Annotated in this window: 21 protein-coding genes and 2 pseudogenes; 14 read left to right on the forward strand and 9 right to left on the reverse strand. The window is 64.2% G+C overall.

The genetic code is table 11. The features are described 5' to 3' along the window. Nucleotides 1-9 precede the first annotated feature (9 nt). From sucD to P9250_RS21050, 4 genes are all read left to right on the forward strand, one after another. On the forward strand, nt 10-891 hold the full coding sequence (gene sucD / locus P9250_RS21035) for a succinate--CoA ligase subunit alpha (RefSeq protein ID WP_159835338.1): 882 nt from the start codon (nt 10-12) through the stop codon (nt 889-891). A 110-nt stretch (nt 892-1001) separates the two neighbouring features. Next, nucleotides 1002-1712: a TerC family protein gene (locus tag P9250_RS21040; protein ID WP_310394976.1), complete on the forward strand. Its 711-nt coding sequence runs from the start codon at nt 1002-1004 to the stop codon at nt 1710-1712. 261 nt (nt 1713-1973) lie between these two features. Then, nucleotides 1974-2522 (forward strand): pilin, encoded by a 549-nt coding sequence (locus tag P9250_RS21045; RefSeq protein ID WP_244827965.1) that lies wholly within the window; start codon nt 1974-1976, stop codon nt 2520-2522. A 187-nt stretch (nt 2523-2709) separates the two neighbouring features. Continuing rightward, nucleotides 2710-4518: a Wzy polymerase domain-containing protein gene (locus P9250_RS21050; protein ID WP_310394978.1), complete on the forward strand. Its 1809-nt coding sequence runs from the start codon at nt 2710-2712 to the stop codon at nt 4516-4518. 27 nt (nt 4519-4545) lie between these two features. On the opposite strand, the gene moaC is transcribed toward P9250_RS21050, so the two are convergent. After that, a complete protein-coding gene (moaC, locus tag P9250_RS21055) occupies nt 4546-5022 on the reverse strand; it encodes a cyclic pyranopterin monophosphate synthase MoaC (RefSeq protein WP_244827139.1) in 477 nt (158 codons plus the stop codon). Between the two features lie 219 nt (nt 5023-5241). Between moaC and P9250_RS21060 the strand changes: the two are divergent. Both P9250_RS21060 and P9250_RS21065 read left to right on the forward strand, forming a co-directional pair. Continuing rightward, nucleotides 5242-6801: pseudogene (locus P9250_RS21060) on the forward strand (M48 family metalloprotease); the annotation flags it as partial. 441 nt (nt 6802-7242) lie between these two features. Then, nucleotides 7243-7695: pseudogene (locus P9250_RS21065) on the forward strand (tetratricopeptide repeat protein); the annotation flags it as partial. A gap of 79 nt (nt 7696-7774) precedes the next feature. Here P9250_RS21065 and P9250_RS21070 read toward each other — a convergent pair. From P9250_RS21070 to P9250_RS21095, 6 genes are all read right to left on the reverse strand, one after another. Next, nucleotides 7775-8371, reverse strand: a complete 597-nt coding sequence (locus tag P9250_RS21070; RefSeq protein WP_310394980.1) for a DUF2946 family protein — start codon at nt 8369-8371, stop codon at nt 7775-7777. After that, the gene (locus P9250_RS21075; RefSeq protein WP_310394982.1) at nt 8364-9446 is read right to left on the reverse strand and encodes an alpha/beta fold hydrolase; all 1083 of its coding nucleotides are present in this window, start codon (nt 9444-9446) and stop codon (nt 8364-8366) included. The genes P9250_RS21070 and P9250_RS21075 overlap by 8 nt, the downstream gene beginning before the upstream one ends. A gap of 55 nt (nt 9447-9501) precedes the next feature. Further along, nucleotides 9502-9945 carry a nuclear transport factor 2 family protein gene (locus tag P9250_RS21080; protein WP_244827142.1) on the reverse strand — a complete coding sequence of 148 codons (444 nt, stop codon included), beginning with the start codon at nt 9943-9945 and terminating at the stop codon, nt 9502-9504. Between the two features lie 180 nt (nt 9946-10125). Continuing rightward, on the reverse strand, nt 10126-11202 hold the full coding sequence (gene waaF, locus P9250_RS21085; protein WP_244827143.1) for a lipopolysaccharide heptosyltransferase II: 1077 nt from the start codon (nt 11200-11202) through the stop codon (nt 10126-10128). 169 nt (nt 11203-11371) lie between these two features. After that, on the reverse strand, nt 11372-11566 hold the full coding sequence (locus P9250_RS21090; RefSeq protein ID WP_244827144.1) for a zinc-finger domain-containing protein: 195 nt from the start codon (nt 11564-11566) through the stop codon (nt 11372-11374). A 78-nt stretch (nt 11567-11644) separates the two neighbouring features. Beyond that, nucleotides 11645-12565: a branched-chain amino acid transaminase gene (locus tag P9250_RS21095; protein ID WP_244827145.1), complete on the reverse strand. Its 921-nt coding sequence runs from the start codon at nt 12563-12565 to the stop codon at nt 11645-11647. Between the two features lie 668 nt (nt 12566-13233). On the opposite strand from P9250_RS21095, the gene P9250_RS21100 reads away from it, so the two are divergent. From P9250_RS21100 to P9250_RS21125, 6 genes are all read left to right on the forward strand, one after another. Next, nucleotides 13234-14424 (forward strand): phosphoglycerate kinase, encoded by a 1191-nt coding sequence (locus tag P9250_RS21100; protein WP_250525435.1) that lies wholly within the window; start codon nt 13234-13236, stop codon nt 14422-14424. 343 nt (nt 14425-14767) lie between these two features. Continuing rightward, complete coding sequence (gene pyk / locus P9250_RS21105; RefSeq protein WP_370652122.1) at nt 14768-16276, forward strand: pyruvate kinase; 1509 nt, start codon at nt 14768-14770, stop codon at nt 16274-16276. Nucleotides 16277-16457: 181 nt separating this feature from the next. Then, nucleotides 16458-17348 (forward strand): phosphoribosylaminoimidazolesuccinocarboxamide synthase, encoded by an 891-nt coding sequence (locus tag P9250_RS21110; protein ID WP_244827147.1) that lies wholly within the window; start codon nt 16458-16460, stop codon nt 17346-17348. A gap of 72 nt (nt 17349-17420) precedes the next feature. Beyond that, the gene (gene purE / locus P9250_RS21115; protein WP_244827148.1) at nt 17421-17942 is read left to right on the forward strand and encodes a 5-(carboxyamino)imidazole ribonucleotide mutase; all 522 of its coding nucleotides are present in this window, start codon (nt 17421-17423) and stop codon (nt 17940-17942) included. 102 nt (nt 17943-18044) lie between these two features. Continuing rightward, the gene (locus P9250_RS21120) at nt 18045-19232 is read left to right on the forward strand and encodes a 5-(carboxyamino)imidazole ribonucleotide synthase (RefSeq protein ID WP_310394986.1); all 1188 of its coding nucleotides are present in this window, start codon (nt 18045-18047) and stop codon (nt 19230-19232) included. 21 nt (nt 19233-19253) lie between these two features. Next, nucleotides 19254-20291, forward strand: a complete 1038-nt coding sequence (locus P9250_RS21125) for an L-threonylcarbamoyladenylate synthase (protein ID WP_310394988.1) — start codon at nt 19254-19256, stop codon at nt 20289-20291. Between the two features lie 105 nt (nt 20292-20396). On the opposite strand, the gene P9250_RS21130 is transcribed toward P9250_RS21125, so the two are convergent. After that, the gene (locus P9250_RS21130; RefSeq protein WP_309961455.1) at nt 20397-21506 is read right to left on the reverse strand and encodes an SGNH/GDSL hydrolase family protein; all 1110 of its coding nucleotides are present in this window, start codon (nt 21504-21506) and stop codon (nt 20397-20399) included. A 295-nt stretch (nt 21507-21801) separates the two neighbouring features. After that, nucleotides 21802-23409, reverse strand: a complete 1608-nt coding sequence (dacB, locus tag P9250_RS21135; RefSeq protein ID WP_310396826.1) for a D-alanyl-D-alanine carboxypeptidase/D-alanyl-D-alanine-endopeptidase — start codon at nt 23407-23409, stop codon at nt 21802-21804. Nucleotides 23410-23693: 284 nt separating this feature from the next. On the opposite strand from dacB, the gene P9250_RS21140 reads away from it, so the two are divergent. Then, nucleotides 23694-24356 carry a response regulator gene (locus P9250_RS21140; RefSeq protein WP_244827152.1) on the forward strand — a complete coding sequence of 221 codons (663 nt, stop codon included), beginning with the start codon at nt 23694-23696 and terminating at the stop codon, nt 24354-24356. Then, complete coding sequence (locus P9250_RS21145; RefSeq protein WP_310394991.1) at nt 24356-25657, forward strand: ATP-binding protein; 1302 nt, start codon at nt 24356-24358, stop codon at nt 25655-25657. Before P9250_RS21140 ends, P9250_RS21145 begins: the two co-directional genes overlap by 1 nt. The last annotated feature ends 97 nt before the right edge of the window (nt 25658-25754 follow it).

Consider the following 25754-nt stretch of genomic DNA (forward strand, 5'->3'; position numbering starts at 1 on the left):
GGTCACTACATGTCGATTCTGATCAACAAAGACACGAAGGTCATCACGCAGGGCATCACCGGCAAGACCGGTCAGTTCCATACGCGCGCCTGCCGCGAATACGCGAACGGCCGCGAAGCGTACGTTGCGGGCGTGAACCCGAAGAAGGCCGGCGAAGATTTCGAAGGCATCCCCATTTACGCGAGCGTGAAGGAAGCGAAGGCCGAAACGGGCGCAACCGTATCGGTGATCTACGTTCCGCCCGCGGGCGCCGCCGCCGCGATCTGGGAAGCCGTCGAGGCCGATCTCGATCTCGCCATCTGCATCACGGAAGGCATTCCGGTTCGCGACATGCTGGAAATCAAGGACCGCATGCGCCGCGAAAATCGCAAGACGCTGCTGCTCGGACCGAACTGCCCCGGCACGATCACGCCGGACGAACTGAAGATCGGCATCATGCCGGGTCACATCCACCGCAAGGGTCGCATCGGCGTGGTATCGCGCTCGGGCACGCTGACGTATGAAGCAGTGGGTCAGTTGACGGCGCTGGGTCTTGGCCAGTCGTCGGCAGTCGGTATTGGCGGCGATCCGATCAACGGTCTCAAGCACATCGACGTGATGAAGATGTTCAACGACGATCCGGAAACGGACGCCGTCATCATGATCGGCGAGATCGGCGGTCCGGACGAAGCGAACGCCGCTTACTGGATCAAGGACAACATGAAGAAGCCGGTGGTTGGCTTCATCGCGGGCGTCACGGCGCCTCCGGGCAAGCGCATGGGTCACGCAGGCGCGCTGATCTCGGGCGGCGCGGACACGGCCGATGCCAAGCTCGAAATCATGGACGCGTGCGGCATCAAGGTCACGAAGAACCCGTCGGAAATGGGTCGTCTGTTGAAGTCGGTGATCTAAGCGGGTTTATCGGCAGAACGGCCTGGGGTTTGGTACTCTTACCGAATCCTTTCGTAACCGCCGAATAGAAAGCGAGGGAGCGTTGGCTTCCTCGCTTTTTTTATTACTACATGCTCGATTTTTTTGCGACGCTCCATTGGGGCGCGGTGCTTCAGATCATTGTCATCGACATTCTGCTCGGTGGCGACAACGCGGTCGTGATCGCGCTCGCCTGTCGCGGTTTGCCCGACGGCCAGCGCACGCGTGGCATCTTGCTTGGCACGCTCGGCGCCATCGTGCTGCGCGTCGTGCTGATCGCGTTCGCGGTGTTTCTGCTCGATATCCCGTTCCTCAAGTTCGTCGGCGGCATCCTGCTGCTGTGGATCGGCGTGAAGCTGATGCAGCCCGACCACGACGCGCACGAGATCAACGCATCGGACAAGCTCTGGACAGCGGTCAAGACCATCGTCATCGCGGACGCCGTGATGAGCCTCGACAACGTCATCGCCATTGCGGGCGCGGCGGAGGCGGCGGACCCGCGGCATCGCTTCACGCTCGTCGTCTTCGGGCTGGTAGTGAGCATTCCGCTCATCGTGTGGGGCAGCACGCTGGTGCTGAAGCTGCTCGATCGCTTCCCAGTCATCGTGCTTTTTGGCGCGGCGTTGCTCGGGTGGATCGCGGGCGGCTTGATCATCGACGATCCCTTCATCGACCGATGGCCCGAGCTGAACACGGAGCTCGTCGGGTATACCGCGCGAGCGGTGGGCGCGATTTTCGTGGTCGCGGCGGGCGTGCTGATCAAGCGGCGCGCGCTCGCCAGTGCTAAACGGGCGCCGGGGTGAGGCTGTTCTATGCAGTGCGGTGACTGAGGCGCACTCCGCCCAATCGCGTTGACCGGGAACGCGCTCACGCTAAGGCCTTTACCGAAAGACGCTCACCCCAGGCCCCCACGTTAGCCATTCGGCCGACTGTCACCGCTAAAGCTCCCTGAATAAGATCGAAGCGTCTGGATTGCATCATGCATCCGGGCGCTTTTTGTCCTTTTGGGAGTACCGATGACAACGATCACCTGCAACACGAATTCGCCGCGTGCCTGGCGCGCGATGCACGGCTGGCTGCGCTCTGCCGGCGACGCGGCGACGCGAGGTTTCACCCTGATCGAACTGATGATCGTGTTGGCGATCGTCGGCGTGGTGGCCGCGTATGCGATTCCCGCGTATCAGGATTATCTGGCGCGCAGCCGGGTGGGCGAGGGCTTGTCGCTCGCGGCATCGGCGCGGCTTGCCGTGGCCGAGAACGCGGCGAGCGCGGCCGATCTCGCAAGCGGATATGCCTCGCCGCCGGGCACGCGCAACGTCGACTCGATCCACATCGACAGCGACAACGGCCAGATCACGATTGCCTATTCGACGCGCGTCGCACCAGCAGGATCGAACACGCTCGTGCTCGTGCCATCCACGCCCGACAACGCCGAGACTCCGACGGCCCGCGTGTCGCTCGCGCGCGGATCGGTGCAGGCAGGCACCTTGACGTGGGAATGCTTCGCGGGCGGCAAGGCGGCGTCGTCGTTGCCGGCGCCGGGCGCGGGACCGTCGCCCGCGGAGGCACCGAGCTTGCCCGCCAATCTCGCGCCGGCGGAATGCCGTGGCTGACGTGCATCGCTGACGACGGGCAGACGAGCGGTGCGTCGGCATCGCTCGTCTGCCATCGGCAAGAAGCGGTCAGGTGCGGGGATTTTTTGTTGGAAACGCGGGGATTTCGTCGCAAATCGGGCTGTGTACCGGACATGGGCAGCAAAGTTTTGTATAGTGCGCCGGTTGCCGACGTTCACAGCCCCTCATGCCTTCTCAATACGCGCGCTACCTTTGTTTTGCCGTTCTGTGCCTTGCGTTGACCTTGCCGTTTGGCGTCGTCAACCACACGTATCCGATTCCGACCTTCTACGCCGAATACAGCGCGCTGGCGCTTTACTTGGCGCTCGGGGCGACGGTCGCGCTGCTCGTGCGCGTGTCGGAGCCGCGCGTGTCGTTCGCCTCGCCGGTCGTTGCGCTCATGCCGCTTGCGTTCGGCGTGCTGCTCATCGCTCAGACGGTGTTGCTGCCGGTATCGCAGCCTTCGATGAACTGGCTCGGCGGCGCGTATCTGCTCGCCTCGTTCATCGCGGTGCATACCGGCTACGGGCTCGTGCGCGCGGGTTTGTCGGAGAAGGCGTTGCGCATCGGCGCGGCCGCGTTCATGGCGGGCGGTCTGTTCGCGGTCTTTTGCCAGATCGTGCAGTTGCTGCATCTGGAGGTGAAGTTCACGCCGTTTGTCGTCGCTTATAACGTGATGGCTGAGCGGCGGCCGTTCGGCAACATGGCGCAGGCGAATCACCTCGCAACGGTGATCGCCTTCGCGATGGCGGGCGCGCTGTACTTCGTGCAGACGCGGCGTTTGCCCGTTATCGTGTGGCTCGCGCTGACGGCGGTGTTTTCGCTAGGACATGCGCTGACCGTTTCGCGCGGACCCTGGTTGCAGATGGCGGTGATCGTCGTCGCCGGATTCTGGATGGCGTTCGTGCAGGGGCGGCCGGCAGTGGCGGAAGGTTTCGACGGACCCGGCCGCCGCGATCTTCGCGCGTGGCTCATGCCGGTGGTGCTCGCGCTCGTGTTCTTCGCGGTGAACGCGGCGGTGCGCTGGGCCAACGTGCGCTTCCACTTCGACCTCGCGCAATCGGCCGCCGAGCGCATGCAGGACGCCAATCAGATCGCGCCGCGCCTTGCGTTGTGGAAATACGGCTGGACGATGTTCCATACGCATCCCATCCTCGGCGTCGGCTGGGGCGAGTTTCCGCGCTATCAGTTCGACATGGTGCGCGAGCTGGGCGGCGTCGAGATCGCGAACAATGCGCATGACATCTTCATCGATTTGCTCGCGAAGACGGGCGCGCTGGGCCTCGGCATTCTGGTGCTGGGGTTCGTCTTCTGGCTGATTCGCGTGCTGCGCGCGCCGCAGACGCCCGCGCGCATTTTCGGGCTTTCGCTGCTTGGCGTTCTGCTGATGCATGCGTTGGTTGAGTATCCGCAGCAATACATGTTCTTTTTAATGCCGGCGATGCTCGTGATCGGCTTGCTGGAGACGCGGCCGTTGCGGCTGGTGGCGAAGCCGTTGTCGTTCGGCGTGTACGTGGTGCTCGTGGTGGGCGGGCTGGCGGCGTTGTATCCGGTGATGCTCGACTATCATCGGGCCGAGGTGCTTTACTACGGATCGCGGCCGGCGGAGCAGTATCGGGACGATCCTTCGTTTCTCTTCACCGCGTGGGGCGAATACGGCGCCGCCACGCTCGTGCCGATCAACGCGCAGAACCTCGAAGAGAAGCTCGCGATGCATCGCAAGGCGATTGCGTTACTGCCGGGCGAGACGGTGTTGCGGCGATATGCGGTGCTGCAGGCGCTTGCTGGTCAGCGCGACGAAGCGCTGGACACGATGGCGAAGCTCAAGATTTTCGCGACCCAACTGCATGACTGGCCGAAGCAACTGGCGTCGGTTTATCAGCTCATCGATGAGACGGGGAAGCCGCTGGCTTCGTTCAAGGCGGATCTGGTGAAGTTGTATGGAGAGCCGGGGGTGGGGGACGCCGCTGCCGATGATGACGACGATGATGAGTGAGGTCGGCGTCGGCTCCGGGCGCGAGGACTACGTCGCCACCCAATCCCCCGACTTCCCGCCATGCTTCTCCAGCACCTTCACATTGTTGATCGTCATGCCGCGATCCACCGCCTTGCACATGTCGTAGATCGTCAGCAAGCCGATCTGCACGGCGGTGAGCGCTTCCATTTCCACGCCGGTGCGCCCGACCGTTTCCACACGCACTTCGCAGTGCACGCCAGGTAGCGTTTCGTCGATGCTGAAATCCACCGCCACGCGCGTCAGCGCAAGCGGATGACACAGCGGAATCAGGTCGGCCGTGCGCTTCGCGCCCTGAATAGCGGCGATGCGCGCCACGCCCAGCACGTCGCCTTTTTTCGCGCGGCCTTCGCGGATCAGGGCCAGCGTGCCATCGAGCATGGCGATGGAACCGCGCGCGACGGCGATGCGGCGTGTCTCGCCCTTGTCGCCGACATCGACCATGTGCGCCTCGCCGGCGGCATCGAAATGTGTGAGTCCGGACATAGCCTCTCCTTCGAACGGGCGCTCATCATACCAGCGCGATACGGCGTCTTCGGTCCGATTCAATCCACCGCCGAGCGCCGAACACTTGATACGATAAGCCCGTTTTCGTCATCAAGCTGACCGGCTCGCCGACGCCGGTTTCGCGCCATGAATCTGACACGTTCGAGCCGTGCGCTCATTTTCGTGCTGTGCCTGAGTCTCGCCGTGCCGCCCGTTGCGATGGCGCAGGTTGGCGCGTCCGTGGCTCGCGCGGATGATTCGGCGAAGGCGGGCGCGAGGGGCGCTGCAAACGCGACCGCCGCGAACGTGACCGCGACCGCCGCAAACGCGACCGCCGCAAATGCGATTACCGCAAATGCGATTACCGCAAATGCGACCAACGCAAATGCGACCACCGCAAATGCGGCCACCGCAACCGCGCCCACCGCAACCGCAACCGCAGCAACCGCGACCACCACCACCGTCCCCGCCTCACCCCCCGCCAACCTGGCCGACGGCGTCTTCGGCGTCTACGGCGGCGCCGAAAGCCGCTTCGCCAATCGGCCTGGCGAAATGAGCGGCCTGCGTGCGCCCTTGTCCTCGGTGCAGCTTCCCGATCTCGGCGATGGCTCCGACGGCACGCTTTCACCGCAAGCCGAACGCACGCTCGGCGAACGGATGATGCGCGAAGTCCGCGCCGACCCCGACTATCTCGACGACTGGCTGATGCGCGATTACCTCGATTCCATCGCCACCAAGCTCTCCGCCGCCGCCGCGACGCAGTACCTCGGTGGCTATCGGCCGGACTTCGACCTGTTCGCCGTGCGCGATCCGCAAATCAACGCGTTCTCGATGCCCGGCGGTTTCATCGGCGTGAACACGGGGCTGATTTCCGCGACGCAGACCGAGTCGGAACTGGCGTCGGTCATCGGTCATGAGATGGGGCACGTGCTGCAGCGGCACATCGCGCGCATGATCGGCGCGCAGAAAAAGAGCGGCTATGCCGCGCTCGCTGCCATGCTCGCCGGCTTGCTCGCTGGCGTGATGGCGCGCAGCGGCGATCTCGGCATGGGTATCGCGATGGGCGGGCAGGCGTTCGCCGTCGACAATCAGCTCAAATTTTCGCGCGCGGCGGAACACGAGGCGGACCGCGTCGGCTTTCAGATGCTCGCCGCCGCCGGCTACGATCCCTACGCGATGACCGCGTTTTTCGCGCGTCTGGACCGCCTGACGATGTCCGATAACGGCGTGCCGCCTTATGCGCGCACGCATCCGCTGACCGTCGAGCGCATCGCCGATATGGAGGATCGTGCGCGGCGCGTGCCGTATCGGCAGCCGCGTCAGTCGCCCGAATACGCGTTCGTGCGGGCGCGCGCGCGGGTGTTGCAGGTCAATTATGCGAGTGATTATCGCGAGGTCGCGAGCCGGCTGAAGACCGAGATCAGCGATCAGACCGCGCTCAATCCGGCGGCGAACTGGTATGGCGTCGCGCTCGCGCAGTCGCTGCTCGGCGATTACGACGCCGCCAACGATGCGCTCGCGAAGTCGCGTCGTCTGTTCGAAGGCGAGGAGGCGAATGCGGCGGTGGCATCGGCGCAGGCGCGGCAGGAGTTGAAGAGTATCGGCGGCGCGGATGCGGCTAGCGGCGCACGGGGTTCGAAAGCGCAGCGTGGGGCGGCATCGTCGGCGAAGGCGGCTGCTTCCGTCGATGCCGGGTTGAATCTCGCTACCGACGGCGCGAGATCCGCACAGACGAGGCATGCGCCTGCCGTCACCGATGCAAGGACGAATGGCGTCGCGTTATCGGAAGGTATGTCTTCGCTGCTCGGCAGTAGTGCGCACGATGTGCTGAGCTTTTCGGGGAGCGGCAATCGCGCGAGTAATCCGAACAATCCGCTCAACGTCAAGAGCGCGGCCAACACAGGCGGCGCAACGCTGGCGAACGGCACTAACCGCGCAAACAACCCAAACAACCCAAACGCAAAAAGCCCGAAAACCGCAAACGTCTCAACCGCAGAGAAAGATTCGTCGAGCCACCAAAACAATCCATCCGAGACGAATCGCGCGGGCGCTGCGACAACCACCGATGCGAACAGCAACTCCCGCCACACGACCGCATCCAACACCCCAACCTCGAAGAACACGATCCCGCTTCCGCCAGTTCACGTCACGAGCACCTCGATCCCGCGCCAGAGCCCACAACCCGCCGCGCCACCGCAGCCGCCAGCGCCCGCAACGCCCCGCAGCACGCCTAGCCTCGACGTGCTAGCCGCCGATATCGCCCGCCGCGCCGGCCGTAACGACGACGCCATCCGCCTCGCGGAAATAGCGCAGAAGCGCTGGCCGGACTCGCACGCGGCGATCGATATCCATCTGCAAGCCTTGCTGTCGGCGCACCGCTACGCCGATGCCCAATCGCTCGCGCGCCAGGAAACGCGCGCCGACCCGTTACGCCCCGACTGGTGGCTCTATCTCGCGCAGGCGAGCGCGGGCCTCAACGACCCGCTGAGCCAGCATCAGGCGATGGCCGAGAAATTCGCGCTCGACGGCGCATGGCCATCCGCGATTCGGCAGCTAAAGGAAGCGCGCGACCTGAAAACCGCGAGTTTCTACGATCTCTCGACGATCTCCGCCCGTCTGCGCGATTTCGAAACGCGCTACAAGGAGGAGCGCGAGGAGGAGAAAAACAGCTGAACGGCGGCGGGCTACGGGTAGCTCTAAGCGAGCGCCCGACCTTGGCCACGACCGTACACGATCCGTGCGCCGATAACCTCTAACCCTGCACGCCAATAGCCCGCGCAGCCGGACTCGCGACAAAGCCAAAACGCGCCGCGACATCCGTCCGTCTGATCGTCTGCAAGGGAAGATCAATGCCGTCGCGCCAATGAAACACGCCACCGTGCTCGGGCGAAGCAGCCTCATCCAGCGAAGCATGATCCGCCAGCACCTCCAGATCATGATCGTGCAAAGCGGCCACGCGAGCCGGCGAGGAAGCATCGGCGAACAACACACCGCCTTCATCGTCGATCCACGCCTGTTCCGGCTCGAACGCCGCGCCCGTCTGATCGGTCAGCTGCAACGAACCATCCGCCGATACATCGAGCCGCACGATCCACGGCGTATAAGCCAACTCCACATACACGCGCTGCGGACCGTTCTGGAAGAACCACTGACCCTCGTCGTCGCGCTCGTAGTTGCGGTTGATGAAGCCGATCAGCGCCTCATGCCGGATGGGACTGCCGAGTTCGCCCGCGGCTTGCGCGGCATCGTCGCGCATGCGCCACTGGCCGCGTCGGTCGAGCAGAAGCCAGCCCGTGCAATGCGGCACGTTCGGCCATTTGGCAAGCGCCTGCCTGACGATGTCATCCATGAGCGACGAAGTTCTCCAGATAGCCGAACACACGCTGCGACAACCAGTCGATCCGCCCTGGAAACGGCCCCGTCATGAAGCCGACATGTCCGCCGTGGTTCGGCTGATCGAGCGTGACGCGCGACGACACTTCCGCCTGCGACGGCAACGCGAACTCGGGCAAGAACGGATCGTTACGCGCGTTGAGGATAAGCGCTGGCGCCGCGATGCGGTTCAGATGCGCGCGCGTGGTCGCGGTCGACCAATAGTGGTTGGTGTCGCGAAAGCCGTGCAGCGGCGCGGTCACGACGTTGTCGAACTCGTACAGCGTGCGCGCGGCGAGTACGGCGTCGCGGTCGTAAAGGCCGGGAAACTGTCCGAGCTTCGCAAGCGCCTTGCGCTTGAGCGACTTCAAAAAGCTGCGTGTGTAGATCATGCCGAAGCCTTGCGAGATCGCTGCGCCGCCCGCGTGAACATCGAGCGGAGCGGAGATGGCGGCCGCCGCGCTGATGATCGACGAAGCCTCGGTGCCGCGGTCGCACAGCCAGTGCAGCAGCACATTGCCGCCCAGCGAGACGCCCGCCGCCACGATCGGCCCCGCGTGATTGGCGCGCAGGCGTCGCAGAATCCAGTCGACTTCGGCGCTGTCGGCGAGATGGTAAAAGCGCGGCAGCAGATTGAGCGCTCCACTACACGTGCGAAAGTGCGGCACGACGCCGTGCCAGCCGCGCGCTTGAGCGGCGGCCATCATCGTGCGGGCGTAGTGGGAGTCCGAACTGCCTTCGAGGCCGTGAAACAGCACGAAGAGCGGGGCGTCGGCGGGTGCTTCGTCGGCTACCCAGTCGAGATCGATGAAGTCGCCATCCGGCGTGGTCCAGCGTTCGCGCCGGTATTGCACCGCCGGCTTGCGCCCGAAGAGCGCCGGCACGATGGTCTGCGCGTGGCTCGTCGGCAGCCAGCGCGGCGCGTTGTAGAGCCAGTCCGCAACCGGCGCGCCGAGCGTTCGCCCGGCTGCCTGCACGCTTTCCTTAAGCGCCGCTGCGGGCCCCGTATCCACGAATGACGAATCGTGTTTCAACAAAGGATCGCGCTTCATGGCCACTCCCCGACATACGTCTTCTTAGTGCTGCTCTGCAACCGGGCCGCGTTTTTTAGTGCAGCGGCCCCTGACCGTGGCGCATCTTGACCGCGAACTGGCCGGCTGTTTCCATCGGCATCTCGCTCGCGTGAATGTGCGCGATTTTCCATTCGCCGCGTTCGTGGACCATCACATAAGTCGTGAACACCATGCGCGGCGCCACCGTTCCGGCTGGCTGATGCGCCTCCGCGATCGCATACACGACGGTGCCGAGACTGTCGTACACGCGGATATCGAGCGGCTCGATGGTCACCGCCTGCGCTTCGAACTGCTTGCCGATCCCGGCGCGGATGCTCGGCAGACCATGCAGATGCGTGCCGTCCGCGCAGATGCACGTGGCGAATTCCTCGTCGATCCACAACGACATCACGCTGTCGATGCTGGCGTCCGCGACAGCCTGGTAATAAGCGTTGAGGGTGTCGGCTGCGGCTTCGAAGAGGCGGGCGAAACGTGGCATGGCTCGTGGGTCTCAGGCTTTCGTTACGGCGCGCGCCCGTAGTGCCGGACTAGCGCCGCATCGGTCATTGGTCAAAGCATGCCCCCGTTCGGAGGCATTCGCGTGTGAGCGCCCGCACACTTGGGTCGATGCCGTCGGAGAACCGCTAGCGGATGTCGCAGCGGATCAATCTTCGAGATATCAACGATGCGCGAGCAGCATGCCGCGCAAGTCGCCGAAAACCTGTTCGGCGGAAAGTTCGCGAAGGCAGTTCAGATGGCCGAGCGGACACTCGCGGGCAAAGCACGGACTGCATTCAAGATGCAGCCATTGTACCTTTGCGAGATCGGACAAGGGCGGCGTGTGGCGCGGGTCGGTCGAGCCGTACACCGCGACGAGCGGCCGTCGCATGGCCGCCGCGACGTGCATGAGGCCGGAATCGTTGGTGACCACCGCGCTCGCTCGCGCGATCAACGCGCATGCTTCGCCGAGCGATGTCTGGCCGCACAGGTTGCGCACATTCGGTGCGCGGGCGGCGATGGCATCGGCGACGGCGGAATCTTTATTCGATCCCAGCGCGATGATCCGCGCATACGGAAACGACTGCGCGACGAACTGCGCCAGCGACGCAAAATGCTCCGGCGGCCAGCGCTTGGCGGGACCATACTCCGCGCCGGGGCAAAACACGACGAGCGGCGTGCGCGTATCGAGATTGAAGCGCGCCGACACGCGCGCGGACTCGTTGGGATCGTTTTCCAGGCGCGGCACGGGCAGCGTTGGCGCGGGATTTTCGATGCCTTCGGGCTGCGGTTGCGCGAACTTGTCGACGAACGGCAGCTTCGCGCCCGGCGCATAAGCGAGCGCGGCGTAGTGCACGGTCATCGGCGGACGCTCGGTCTTCGGCGGATTGGCATGCCGCACGTTGAGCAGACCGTAACGGCTTTCGCCCTTGTAACCGATGCGCAGCCGGATGCCCGCCATCCAGGGCAGCAGCGCGGATTTCGCGGAATTGGGCAGCACGTAGGCGGCGTCGTAGCCGACATCGCGCAGGTCGCTCGCCAGTTGCCAGCGGCGCAGCAGTTGCAGCTTGCCGTGAGCGAGGTCGGTAGCGTAGACGTCGTGAATTTCCGGCATGCGTTCGAGCACGGGCGCGACCCACGAGGGCGCGACGGCATCGATCACGATGCGCGGATGCAGCTTTCTCAACAGCGTGAAAAGCGGCTGCGCCATGAGTGCGTCACCGATCCAGTTCGGTGCTATTACCAGCGCGCGGCGCATCAGTCGTTTTCCGATCTCAAAATATACGCGGCTCGCGGCTTATGGCGAGTCGTCGGTTGATGTGGGTGAGTGGCTTGAGCGCGCAATGTGTGATTGCGATTTCGCGCATTGGACGAAGGCCGAAGCGGGCACGAGGCGTGGCTTCGGCCTTCCGTAAGAGGGCGGCTGCTCAATGCCCCTTGATGACTTCGCCGTCTTTCAGCTTGTAGCGCGTGCCGCAATACGGGCAACGCGCTTCGCCGTGCGTGATGTCGATAAACACGCGCGGATGCGTGCTCCAGCGCTGCATCTTCGGATTCGGACAGAACGCGGGCAGGTCCTTGGCCGACAGTTCAACCAGCGGCATTTCCTTCAGGTCGCTCATTGCAATCTCTTTTGAATGACTTGTGTTGCGTGCGGGGACACGGCGGGACGCTTGAAACCTCGCCCGCCGCAGCTTGCATTAAACCTTGGCGAGCCAGCTTGCGTACTTCTCGTTCTTGCCGCCGACCACGTCGAAGAATGCGCTTTGCAGCTTCTCCGTGACGGGACCGCGCGCGCCCGAGCCAATGGTGCGGTTGTCGAGTTCGCGAATGGGCGTGACTTCGGCGGCCGTGCCGGTGAAGAACGCTTCGTCGCAGGTGTAAACCTCGTCGCGCGTGATGCGCTTTTCGATCACCGGAATGCCGAAGTCGCGCGCCAGCGTGATGACCGTGTCGCGCGTGATGCCGTCGAGGCACGAAGCCAGGTCCGGCGTGTACAGCTTGCCGTTGTTGACGAGGAAAAAGTTCTCGCCGGAGCCTTCGGAGACATAGCCGTCCACGTCGAGCAGAAGGGCTTCGTCGTAGCCGTCGGTGATGGCTTCCTGATTCGCGAGGATGGAGTTCACGTACCAGCCGGAGGCCTTGGCGCGCACCATCGACACGTTGACGTGATGGCGCGTGAACGACGAAGTCTTGACGCGAATACCCTTCGCGATGCCGTCTTCGCCCAAATACGCGCCCCACGGCCACGCAGCAATGGCCACGTGAATGGTGTTGCCCTTGGCCGACACGCCGAGCTTTTCCGAGCCGACCCAGATGATCGGGCGGATATAGCAGGATTCCAGCTTGTTCTCGCGCACGACTTCGAGCTGCGCGGCTTCGATGGTGGCCTGGTCGAACGGCACTTCCATCTGGAATATCTTGGCCGAATTGAAGAGACGCTTGGTGTGTTCCTTCAGGCGGAAAATGGCCGTGCCTTGTGACGTCTTGTATGCGCGCACGCCTTCGAACACGCCCATGCCGTAGTGCAAGGTATGGGTCAGAACGTGGATATTGGCGTCACGCCAGTCGACCAGCTTGCCATCCATCCAGATCTTGCCGTCGCGGTCGGCCATTGACATACGGTTCTCCTAGCTGTCTCGTTCAGTGAATGCGGGGCTTGGCGCCATAGTTCGGCATGAGTGCGGCGCTGGCCGAAAGGCGGCGAAAGACCGTTATTTTAGCGTGATTTCGCGACGGAACCGATCTCGAAGCGGCTTTCACGACGCTATAATTTCCCTTTCGCCGCCAAGTTGCCGGCAAAGTTTCCTTTCGTCGCGGTATTACGCGCCGGATTACGCGCGGGATCGGAACCAGCGTGGAGCCAGCGCCCGGCGCATCGGTTGGAAGCGGCCAAATACGCGTCATCATGGATTGGCCGCTAAAAGCATCCGGTGCTATCGGTTAAAATGCTGGTCTTTCCTGTTGCATCAAGCGAGGTCGAGAGTGTGTCCGGCAGTCACCGCGCAACGGTTCCCAAGCTCACCGCCTCAACGGAGCGCGCCCGGCATGTGCTTTTACTTGAGCGCCGCCGCCTGTCTGTTCCTTCGATCTCCTGCTTTCCCGGTTCCTCGCATTGCCTGTTTTGCCCGCGCGTTCGGCCCGCTCGCGCGGCCTTCGCCTCCGGCATGATCCGCGTGTCGTTGCCACGGCTAAAAGAAGTCCTCGAAGTCACGCGGCCACCCCACGAACCGGCCGGCACAAGCCGGTCTTCCTCGCCCGAACCGCTTTTCTACCTACGTTGACTCCCATGACGAAAGTATTGCGTTTCACCGACCTCATCTCCGAAGGCAAAGTCTCCGGCAAGCGTGTGTTCATCCGCGCGGATCTGAACGTGCCGCAAGACGATGCCGGCAACATCACCGAAGACACGCGCGTGCGCGCCTCGGTGCCGGCCATCGAGGCCGCGCTCGATGCAGGCGCTGCCGTAATGGTCACGTCCCATCTGGGCCGCCCGACCGAAGGCCAGTTCAAGCCGGAAGACTCGCTCGCGCCCGTCGCGAAGCGTCTGTCCGAATTGCTCGGCCGCGACGTGCCGCTCGTCGCGAACTGGGTCGATGGCGTCGAGGTTCAGCCGGGCAACGTCGTGCTGCTCGAAAATTGCCGCTGCAACAAGGGCGAGAAGAAGAACGACGACGGCCTCGCACAAAAGCTCGCGAAACTCTGCGACATCTATGTGAACGACGCCTTCGGCACCGCGCATCGCGCGGAAGCAACCACGCACGGCATCGCGAAGTACGCGCCGGTCGCGTGCGCGGGCCCGCTGCTCGCCGCCGAACTCGATGCGCTCGGCAAGGCGCTCGGCAACCCGAAGCGTCCGCTCGTCGCCATCGTCGCCGGGTCGAAGGTTTCGACCAAGCTGACCATTCTGAAGTCGCTGGCGGAGAAGGTGGATCAACTGATCGTCGGCGGCGGTATCGCCAACACGTTCATGCTGGCCTCGGGCCTGAAAATCGGCAAGTCGCTCGCCGAAGCCGATCTCGTCGACGAAGCGAAGGAAATCATCGATCAGGCGCGCACGCGCGGCGCATCGGTGCCTATTCCGAGCGATGTCGTCACCGCGAAGGAATTCGCCGCGACCGCGAAAGCCGAAACCAAGCCCGTCGCGGATGTGTCCGACGACGACCTGATCCTCGATATTGGTCCGGACACCGCGAAGGCGCTCGCCGCGCAACTGGAAACGGCGGGCACGATCGTATGGAACGGCCCCGTCGGCGTGTTCGAGTTCGACCAGTTCGGCAACGGCACGAAGACGCTCGCGCAGGCCATTGCCAGTTCGTCGGCATTCTCAATCGCGGGCGGCGGCGACACGCTCGCGGCCATCGCGAAGTACAACATTCACGACAAGGTGAGCTACATCTCGACCGGCGGCGGCGCGTTCCTCGAATTCCTGGAAGGCAAGACGCTGCCCGCGGTCGAAGTGCTCGAGTCGCGGGCTTAAGGTCTTGACGACCCGAGGAAATCCGGCGAAGGCAGGCAAGAAGGGCGCGCAGGAAGCCGGCGGCGCGCAAAAAGACGGAATCAGAAATGTAGTGGCGGGCGGGGCATCGGGCGACGAGCTCGACGCCGCCGCGCTCGCGGCGCGGGCCATTGCCGAAGCGGCTCAGAACACCGAGCCGTCGTCCGGCGAAGCCCGCGCGCAGAATCAGCAACCGAGGCAGAACGAAGACGCGGCATCGCCGGCACCAACGGCGGCGCCCGTCATCATCGGCGGCTTGCCCGCTCATGCAATCAAGCAAATCGATAAAGCGACGCCGGCACGATCCGGCGCGCGCGCGCAACCGGTGAGCAACACCTCACCGTCGGCGCAACGTGCTCGCAGCGTCACGGGCGGTCCTACAGAGACGAGGAATTCCATGCATCGCGCTACCAAAATTGTTGCCACCATCGGTCCGGCATCGAGCAGTCCCGAGATCCTGCTGCAGATGATGCAAGCGGGGCTCGACGTCGTTCGCTTCAACTTTTCGCACGGCACCGCCGACGATCATCGCCAGCGCGCCGAATGGGTGCGCGAGGCCGCGCGCCAGACGGGCCGCGAAGTCGCCATCATGGCCGACCTGCAAGGCCCGAAAATTCGCGTCGGCAAGTTCGAGAACAACAAGACGATGCTCGTCGCGGGCAACAGTTTCGTGCTCGACGCCAATTGCGAACTCGGCAACAACGAGCGCTGCGGACTCGACTACAAAGACCTGCCGCGCGATTTGCGCGCCGGCGACGTGCTCCTGCTGAACGACGGCCTGATTGTCCTCGACGTCACGCGCGTGATCGGCGAAGAGATTCACACGGTCGTGAAGGTCGGCGGCGAGTTGTCGAACAACAAGGGCATCAACCGGCAGGGCGGCGGACTCACGGCGCCGGCGCTGACCGAGAAGGACATGGAGGACATCAAGACGGCGATGTCGCTCGGCGCGGATTTCGTCGCGGTGTCGTTCCCGAAAAACGCGACGGACATGGAAATGGCGCGTCAACTCGCGAACATCGCGGGCGCGCCTTACGGCATCAAGCCGAAGATGATCGCGAAGATCGAGCGCGCCGAAGCCATTCCGGCGCTGCAAGGCATTCTGGATGCGTCGGACGGCATCATGGTCGCGCGCGGCGATCTCGCGGTGGAGGTGGGCAACGCGGCCGTGCCCGCGCTGCAAAAGCGCATGATCCGCATGGGGCGCGAGTCGAACAAGCTCGTCATCACCGCCACGCAGATGATGGAATCCATGATCCACGCGCCCGTGCCGACCCGCGCGGAAGTGTCGGACGTGGCCAACGCCGTGCTCGACGGCACCGACGCCGTGATGCTTTCGGCCGAAACCGCGGCGGGCAAGTATCCGGTGACGACCATCGAGACGATGGCCGCCATCTGCGTCGAAGCCGAGAAGTCGGAAGAGTCGCAACTGGACCGCGATTTCCTCGACCGCACGTTCACGCGCATCGACCAGTCCATCGCCATGGGCGCGCTGTTCACGGCATTCCATCTCGGCGCGAAGGCGGTCGTGGCGCTGACCGAATCCGGTTCGACCGCGCTGTGGATGTCGCGTCACTGGACGCATGTGCCGATCTTCGCGCTCACGCCGCGCGTGGCGAGCGAGCGCACGATGTCGCTGTATCGAAACGTCACGCCGTTGCATCTCGATACCAACATGGACCGCGACGACGCGCTCAATCAGGCGCTGGAAGTGGTCGTGTCGAAGGGATACGCGGCGCGCGGCGACATGGTCGTGCTCACCGTCGGTGAGCCGATGGGCGCGGCGGGCGGCACCAACACGCTGAAGATCGTGCGCGTCGGCGATCATTTCTGAGCGCGCGTAGAGCGAAAAAACGCTTTCGGATGAGCGCGAATTCAGCCTGATCCGAGCCAGGCGTTATTTGTACAGTAAAATCAACGGGTTCCGGCGACGGGACCCGTTCCCATTTCTTTTCGCTGCTCATGGCAACCTGAGCGGCGGTCAACATTTCTCCGTACCTCTTCGGACCATGACGATGTCCACGCTATACGAATCCACGATCAAATCGCTGCCGCTGCTCGGCCGCGGCAAGGTTCGCGACAACTATGCCGTCGGTCAGGACAAGCTCCTGATCGTTACGACCGACCGCCTCTCCGCATTCGACGTCGTCATGGGCGAGCCGATTCCGAACAAGGGCCGAGTGCTCAATCAGATGGCCGACTTCTGGTTCGAGAAGCTCGGTCATATCGTGCCGAATCACAATACGGGTATCGATCCGGCGAGCGTCGTCGCGCCGGACGAGGTGGCGCAGGTGACGGGCCGCGCGGTCGTGGTGAAGCGTCTCGAACCGATTTTGGTGGAAGCGGTCGTGCGCGGCTATCTCGCGGGCAGCGGCTGGAAGGACTATCAAGCGACGGGCGCGGTCTGCGGCGTGGAATTGCCGCCCGGCCTGCAAAACGCGCAGAAGTTGCCCGAGCCCATTTTCACGCCCGCCGCGAAGGCCGAAATGGGCCATCACGACGAGAACATCACGTACGACGACATGGAACGGCGCATCGGCACCGAACTGTCGGCCACCATCCGCCGCATTTCCATTCAGTTGTACAAGGAAGCGGCCGAGTATGCGGCGACGCGCGGCATCATCATCGCGGATACCAAGTTCGAGTTCGGCCTCGACAACAAGGGCGAGCTGTTTCTGATGGACGAAGTGCTCACCGCCGACTCCTCGCGCTTCTGGCCGGCCGACGGCTATCAGGTCGGCACGAACCCGCCGTCGTTCGACAAGCAGTTCGTGCGCGACTGGCTCGAAACGCAGCCGTGGAAGAAGGAACCGCCCGCGCCGAAGCTGCCCGACGAAGTCGTCGCCAAGACCGCCGAGAAGTATCAGGAAGCGTTGCAGCGCCTGACCGGGCAGACGCTCGCGTAACACCCGTATCGCGCGCGGTCATTTGGAAGAGATGACGGCGCGCCCAAACCAACGCCCAAGGAAAGCAGCTAAATGAGCGAAGTACAGACCGGAGCGCATTCGCACGATGCGCCGCTCGTCGGCGTGTTGATGGGTTCCAGCTCCGACTGGGACGTCATGAAGCACGCCGTCGCGATCTTGCAGGAATTCGGCGTGCCTTATGAAGCGAAGGTGGTGTCCGCGCATCGCATGCCGGACGAGATGTTCGGTTATGCCGAAAGCGCGCGCGCGCGCGGCGTGCAGGCGATCATCGCGGGCGCGGGCGGCGCGGCGCATCTGCCGGGCATGCTGGCCGCCAAGACCACGGTGCCGGTGCTCGGCGTGCCGGTGGCGAGCAAGTATCTGAAGGGCGTGGATTCGCTGCATTCCATCGTGCAGATGCCCAAGGGCGTGCCGGTTGCGACCTTCGCCATCGGCGAGGCGGGCGCGGCGAACGCGGCGCTCTTCGCGGTGTCCATTCTGAGCGTGACCAATGCGCGTTACGCCGAAGCGCTGGCCGCGTTCCGTGTGAAGCAAAACCAGGCCGCGCGCGATATGGCGCTGCCTCCGCTCTGAAGCGTTGAAACGTCGAAGCATTGAAGTGCGATGCCGCGCGCCCCTTTGCGCGGCGTCTGGAAATCAAACCAGCAAATCAGTCCCGGCAAGCCCCAGCCCACGATGAACCCAAACAAATCCCCGAACTCACCCATCCTGCCCGGCGCGTGGCTCGGCATGGTCGGCGGCGGCCAGCTCGGCCGCATGTTCTGCTTTGCCGCGCAGTCGATGGGCTATCGCGTCGCCGTGCTCGATCCCGACCAGACGAGTCCGGCGGGCGCGGTCGCTGATCGTCACATCCACGCCGGTTACGAAGACAAAGCCGCGCTCACCGAACTCGGCCGCTTGTGCGCGGCGGTTTCCACGGAGTTCGAGAACGTGCCGTCGGCAAGTCTCGAATTTCTCGCTTCGTGCACGTTCGTGAGCCCGGCGGCGAGTTGCGTGGCAATTGCGCAGGATCGCGTCGCGGAGAAGCGGTTCATCGCCGAGTCGGGCGTGCCGGTCGCGCCGCACGTGGTGATTGAATCGCCGGAAGCGCTCGCGGCGTTGTCGGACGAGAAGATCGCGGCGGTGCTGCCCGGCATTCTCAAGACCGCGCGCCTTGGCTATGACGGCAAGGGACAGGTGAGCGTGCGCAACGTGCAGGAAGTGCGGAACGCGTATGGCTCGCTTTCGGGCGTGCCGTGCGTGCTCGAAAAACGCATGCCGTTGAAGTACGAAGTGTCCGTGCTGATCGCGCGTGGCGGCGACGGCAAGTCGGCCGTGTTCCCGCTCGCGCAGAATTCGCATGTCGGCGGCATTCTGGCAAAGACCGTGGTGCCCGCGCCCGATGCGCCCGCCGCGCTCGTCGCGCAGGCGCAGGATTCGGCGTTGACCATCGCGGCGAAGCTGGGCTATGTCGGCGTGTTGTGCGTCGAATTCTTCGTGCTGGAAGACGGAACGCTCATCGCCAATGAAATGGCGCCGCGTCCGCACAATTCTGGCCATTACACGGTCGATGCCTGCGCCACGAGCCAGTTCGAACAGCAAGTCCGCGCGATGACCGGCATGCCGCTCGGCGATACGCGCCAGCATTCGCCCGCCGCAATGCTGAATCTGCTTGGCGATATCTGGTTCAACGGCGACAAGCAACGCGCTCCCGCCTGGACCGACGTCGTGGCAATGCCGGCTGCGCGCCTGCATCTGTACGGCAAGGAAGAAGCGCGCCATGGCCGCAAGATGGGCCACATCAACTTCACGGCGGCGACGCTGGAAGAGGCGCGCACGGCGGCGCGCGACTGTGCGCGCATGCTGCATATCGCGCTCGATTGAAAGACTTGAAGCAGTAAGGCAATGACCATCATCCATCCGAGCGCCGCGCAGATCGACGAAGCAGCGGCCCTGCTCGACGCAGGCGAACTTGTCGCGTTTCCGACTGAAACGGTCTACGGCCTCGGCGGCGATGCCGAGAATCCCGAAGCCATCGCGCGCATCTATGCCGCGAAGGGCAGGCCGGCGAATCATCCGGTGATCGTGCATCTTGCGCCCGAAGCCGATCCAGGCTATTGGGTAAGCGCGTTGCCGGCGGACGCACAAAAGCTCATCGACGCCTTCTGGCCCGGACCCTTGACGCTCATCCTCAAGCGCGCGGAGCGTATTCCGGCGGCGGTGAGCGGCGGGCAGGATTCGGTGGGCATTCGTTGCCCGTCGCATCCGGTGGCGCAGCGGCTGTTGTCGGCCTTTCACGTTTTACGCAGCGGAACGGGCAAGCAAGGCGGCGTGGCGGGGCCTTCGGCGAATCGCTTCGGACACGTAAGTCCGACGAGCGCACAACATGTTCGCGATGAATTCGGCGCGAGCGTTCATGTGCTCGATGGCGGGACGGCGCAAGTGGGAATCGAATCGACGATTCTGGATTTATCGCGCGGCTTTCCCGCTTTGTTGCGGCCGGGACACGTGAGTCCGCTGCAGATCGCGGATGTGATCGGCGTCGCGCCGAGATTGCCGGATGGAACGGATGCCACCGCGCCGCGCGCCTCGGGCACGCTGAAGGCGCATTACGCGCCGAGGACGCCGCTCGCGTTGCTGCCTTTCGCGGCGATCGAACCGATCCTCGTTGCGGCCCGTGCCAATGCGCGCGACAAGAAGATCGCGCTGGTGGCGCGTGCGTCGAGCGCAGGCGATTGGGCGCGCGATTCCGGCGTGCACTTCGTGGCTGCACCTGAAGACCCGCAGAGTTACGCGCGGGAGTTGTATGGCTTGCTGCGGGCGCTGGATCGGGCGAATGTCGAACGCATTCTCATCGAGAAGCTGCCGGAATCGGTCGAGTGGATCGCGGTGAATGACCGGCTGGGAAGAGCGGCGGCGGCATTCGAAGGGGAAGGCGCTTAGCTCGCTCATGTTCGCTTCGACAGCGACGCGAAGGATTGTCCACGGCAAAAAGAAACCGCCCGGAAGACCATCTCCGGGCGGCTCGCCGACTTCCAATAAACCGGACTACTTACCCAACCCCGCCGCCGCGACCTTTTGCTCCGCCGTCTGCGCATACAGCGCATGCAGATGCGTCGTCGGGTGCACGGTGTCCGCGTACATATAAAGTTGATCCGCGTTGGCCACCGTGTAGTTCTGCGGCGAGCAGAAAAGCGAAGTGGCGAACGCTTGCGGATTCGGCTCGCCGAAAGCCGCTGCTGCCGCGGCCATCGCCTGCAGATTGCACGCCGTGCCGGTATTCGACACCGTGAATCCGTACTGCCCGAAGTTGGCCGTGATATTGGCGAGCGCCGGCACGATATCCAGATAAATCACCTTCGACATCAGGCCCGATTGCGTCAACGCGGCGGCAAGCGCCTGATTGAAGCCAAGCGATGCCTGCGTCAGCAGCGCCTTGACGGCCGCGTTGCTCATCATGCCCTGCGGCGTGGTGCCGATATCCGGCACGTTCGACACCAGCACATGCGTTGCGCCATGCTGCAGCACCGAGCCGATGACGCCCGCCAGATCGATCGCCGATTGCACGATGGCGGTGGTCGCCTGCGCTGGCGTCATCTGTCCTGCCTGCACGGCCGTGAGGTTGTACAGAATATCGTTCGCGCCGCCATTGACGATGACGAGCTGATTCGAATTGAAGCTACCGTGCGACGCCAGATAGTTCGTCACCTGTTGCGCCACCGGCACCGTCAGCGCGCCCGTGTAATTGGCCGGATCGGTCGTCGCATGACTCACGCCAATAGGATTGGTCACGCGCGATCCGCCCTGCGCGTAGCCGAGCCCCGATTGCGCCTGGGGCGGCGTGCCGAAGCCACCGGTCATCGCGGGCGTGAGCGTGTCGCCGTAGTATTGCGCGACATCCTGAACCCACACCTGACCGGGATTCGTCGTGAAGCGGCCGCCGCCGAAGTTGGCCGCCGCCACCGGCGCGTAGGTGCCGACGTCGGAGAGGCTATCGCCGAAAGAGACGACTTGCAGTTTGACACCGCCCGGCGGCAACGAATTGTTGTTGTCGTCGCCACCGCCGCCGCACGCGGCAATCAGGGCGAAAGCGGCGCTCGCCGTGGCGATTCGGGCGTAGCGCACCAGGGCGGCGCGCGTCGAGAGTTGCTTCTTCATGGACCTCGTCTCCAATTTTCGGTGTTATCTGTTTGAATCCGCAGCGCGTGTGCCTTGTGCTGGCCCGCGTGTCTGTCTGCGTTTCGGCGTGCGCCTCGATACGCGCGTGCGCTCGAACGAATTGTGCATCACGAAGGTGGTCGAGTCATCCTTCCGTCATGCGTGCCCGACAGCGTACACGGCGCGCGTGCAGGCGCGGGCGGTCTTCGTAGAAGAAATCTTCGGTCCGCCTTGCCGGGCGCGGGTTTGGCTCAATTGCGTCGCGCCTGCCTCCTATGCTTGGCGCAACGCGCGTTCAGTCTTCGATGCCCGGCTTGCGCGCGCCTTCGTACACCCATTCGAGGAGCGCGTCGTGCGCGGCGCGTGCTGCCTCGGCGCGCGGATCGTTGATGAAGCTCACCACGACATAACTCTCTCCATTGGCCGCGCCGACGTAGCCCGCGATCGCCCGGACATCGCGCAAGGTGCCGGTCTTGATGTGCGCATTGCCGAACGCGCCCGCGTTGGTCAGGCGGTTGCGCATGGTGCCGTCCACGCCGGCAATGGGCAGCGATTCGACGAACACTTGCGCGACCGGACTGGCGTTGGCCGCTTGCAGAAGGTCGGCGAGCGAGAGCGCGGAGATGGTTTCGTCGCGCGAGAGTCCGGAGCCGTTGTCGAGCACGAGACCGGCCATTGGCAGGGCGCTTTTCTTGAGAAACGTCTGGATGGCCTGCGAGGATTTGGCGGTCGTCGCGGGCGGTTTCAGTTGCGCCGCGCCGATGGTCAGAAACAGATTTCGCGCCATCACGTTGTTACTGAACTTGTTGATGTCGCGCACGATATCCGACAGCACCGGGCTGCGATGCGTGCCGACGAGCCGCGCCGACGAAGGCGTCGGGCCTTCGCGCGTGGCGCCCTGAAACGTGCCGCCCGCCTGCTTCCACAGCGCGAGGAAGCCGCCTGCGAAGAACGTCGAATGGTCGAGCGCGGCGACGTTGATGGTGCGCGAGCCGCAGCGCAACGGATAGTCGCCGATGAAGGACGCCTGCACGAAGCCGCCCTGCGTCTGCGCCACGCTCGGCGATGCGGACGGCAACGTGCCCGCGCACGCGCCGCGCGTCACGCGCAATTCGTTGTCGATCTGCAGTTGCGCCAGTTGCGGCAATACGTCGATGGATACCTGCCCGTCCGGATTCGGCGTGAGCGTGAAGGTAAGCGACTTGAACGCGTAGAGCAGCGGATCGGGACCGACGTTGTAGGGCGCGGCATCGTCGTTATCGAACGCGGGCAGATCGCGCGTGGAGGCGTCGAAATAGCGCTTGTCGAGCACGAGCGCGCCATCGATTCCCGTGATGCCGTTCTTGCGTATCTGATCGACGAGATCGATCAATTCTTCCGGCACGAGCTTCGGGTCACCCGTGCCCTGAATGTAGAGATTGCCGTGCAGCACGCCTTGTGCGTCAACATCGCCATCGGCGTAGGCGGTGGTTTTCCAGCGATAGTCGGGGCCGAGCAGCGAGAGGCCCGAGTAAGTCGTGACGAGCTTCATCGTCGATGCGGGGAGCATTGGCCGGTCCGCGTTGATCGTGACGAGCGGCACGGGCGCGCCGATACGTTGCACGACTACGCTCATCGACGAAAGCGGGATGTGCGCGTGAGCGAGCGCCGCCATGACCGGCGCGGGCAGTGGCCCGGCGGGCACGCGTTCTCGTGCGGCGACGGCTTTCTCGGCTCTGGACGCCTTGCCTGCGTGTTTTGCCTTCGCGCCGCCATGCGCCGCGCGCTCGGGCACCTGCGCTTGCGATTCGGACTTCGAGCCGCCACGCGCTTGTGCTTCGGGCATGTGAGCGATGACGGCAAAGCCGATTGCGGCGGCGAGTGCAAACGACGAACAGCGAGAAACGAGCGAGACAAGCGGCATGGGCGTGCTTTTGGTGTTGTTAGGCGAAGCCCACACGGGCGAAAGGCTCATTGTAGACAAGCTGGCTTGCGAAAATCGTACGAATAGGGGTTTGTGGGCTGGCCAAGGGCGGCGAGCAAGCGCGCCCCTCGTCACATCGCGTGATCAAGCGTCATAGATTCCAGCACCCTGCAAGTTCCATCACATCCACCCATTAAGCCTTGCTTAAGCCTGCCCGCGCGCGGCGAAGCTAGAATGGCTAGGACTTTCAAAGCCGGTCTCCCCAACCACGAAGACGAGATGCCATGCGAATCCTGCTAGTCGAAGATGACCGGATGATCGCCGAAGGTGTGCGCAAGGCGCTGCGCGCGGACGGCTTCGCGGTCGACTGGGTGCAGGACGGCGAGGCCGCGCTGACGGCCGTCGGCGGCGAGCCCTACGACCTGATGCTGCTAGACCTCGGCTTGCCCAAGCGCGATGGCATCGACGTCCTCAGGACGCTGCGCGCACGTGCGAACGCATTGCCGGTGCTGATCGTGACGGCGCGCGACGCCATTGCCGATCGCGTGAAAGGACTCGATGCCGGCGCCGACGATTACCTCGTCAAGCCCTTCGATCTCGACGAACTCGGCGCACGCATGCGGGCGCTCATCCGTCGTCACGCTGGACGCGGCGAATCGCTCGTGCGCCATGGTCAACTCACGCTCGACCCGGTCGGTCATCAGGTGACGCTCGCGGGCGCGCCCGTCGCGCTCTCGGCGCGCGAATTCGCGTTGCTCGAAGCGTTGATGGCGCGTCCGGGCGCCGTGCTCTCGAAGAGTCAGCTCGAAGAGAAAATCTACGGCTGGGGTGAGGAAATCGGCAGCAATACGGTCGAGGTCTACATCCACTCGCTGCGCAAGAAGCTCGGCGCGGACCTCATTCGCAACGTGCGCGGCTTGGGCTACATGGTCGCGAAGGACGCCTGATGCGGTCCATCCGCCGGCAATTGCTCATCTGGCTGCTCGCGCTCGTGATTGTTGGCGTGGGCTTTGCCGGATGGCTCATCTACCGGCAGGCGCTCGCCGAAGCCAACGAACTCTTCGATTATCAATTGCAGCAGATCGCCGCGGCGCTGCCTTCGGAGCCGTTTTCGTCGGTGCTCACGTCGCGCAGCGAAAGCGACGAGGGCGTCGTCATCCAGATCTGGAATCGTAACGGCGTGCTGATGTACTACTCGCATCCGCGCGTGCCGCTCGCGCCGCACGCCGAACTCGGCTTCTCGACGGAAATGACGGCGCGCGGCGAGTGGCGCGTGTATAGCGCGATCGTCGGCGACAACGTCGTGCAACTTGCGCAGCCGCTTTCGATACGCAACCGCGTCGCGGCGGGCGTCGCGTGGCGCACGTTGTGGCCGCTGGTCCTGTTGCTGCCGCTGCTCGGGCTTGCGATCTGGGTGATCGTCGGACGCGGGCTTGCGCCCTTGCAGCGTGTGACGAGCGCGCTCGATACACGGCATCCCGAAGCACTCGATCCGCTTCCCAATCAACCCTTGCCGCAGGAAGTGCAGCCGGTCGTGCGGGCGCTGAATGCGCTGCTGGCGCGTTTGTCGACGGCGCTCGATACGCAAAAAGCCTTCGTCGCCGATGCCGCGCACGAGTTGCGCACGCCGCTTGCCGCCTTGCAGATTCAGGCGCAGCTCGTGGCGCGCGCGCAGGACGACGCGTCGCGGCGCGAGGCGTTGCTCGATTTGCACGAAGGCATCGCGCGCGCCACGCGGCTCGCGGAGCAGTTGCTTGCGCTCGCGCGCTCGGAGCCGGACGGCAAGGGCGTGGCGACGAAGGTCGATCTGGCCGCGTTGCTCGAAACGTGCGTGCGCGGTTACGTGCTCGTGGCACAGGAGCGCGGCGTGGACCTTGGCATCGAGGCAAGCGAGCCCGCCACCGTGACGGGCGACGCGGATTCATTGCGCGTGATGTTCAACAATCTCATCGATAACGCGACGAAATACACGCCGCGCGGCGGCCGCGTGGATGTCGGCCTAAAAATAAAAAATGGACATCCAGTAGTCGAAATCGCGGATTCCGGGCCGGGCATTCCAGAGAACGAACGAGAAAGAGTATTCGACCGGTTTTATCGCGTGGGCGAAAGCGTGGACCGCGTGCGTACGGATGTGGCGGGCAGCGGGCTTGGGCTTGCCATCGTGCGGCGGATTGCGGATCAGCATGGGGCGGCTGTTCACCTTGGAGCGTCCGTCGCAGGCGGACTTCGAGTCGTGGTCACGTTTTGAGTTTCACGCGCTGGTCCCTATCGGATCGTCATGCGCTGATGGGCGCATAGGGCGTTGGGCTGCGCTGGCAGGCCAAACAGCGTCCGCCTTTAGGCGC

The sequence above is a fragment of the Caballeronia sp. LP006 genome (assembly GCF_031450995.1).
In the GTDB taxonomy this organism is placed as follows: Bacteria; Pseudomonadota; Gammaproteobacteria; order Burkholderiales; family Burkholderiaceae; genus Caballeronia.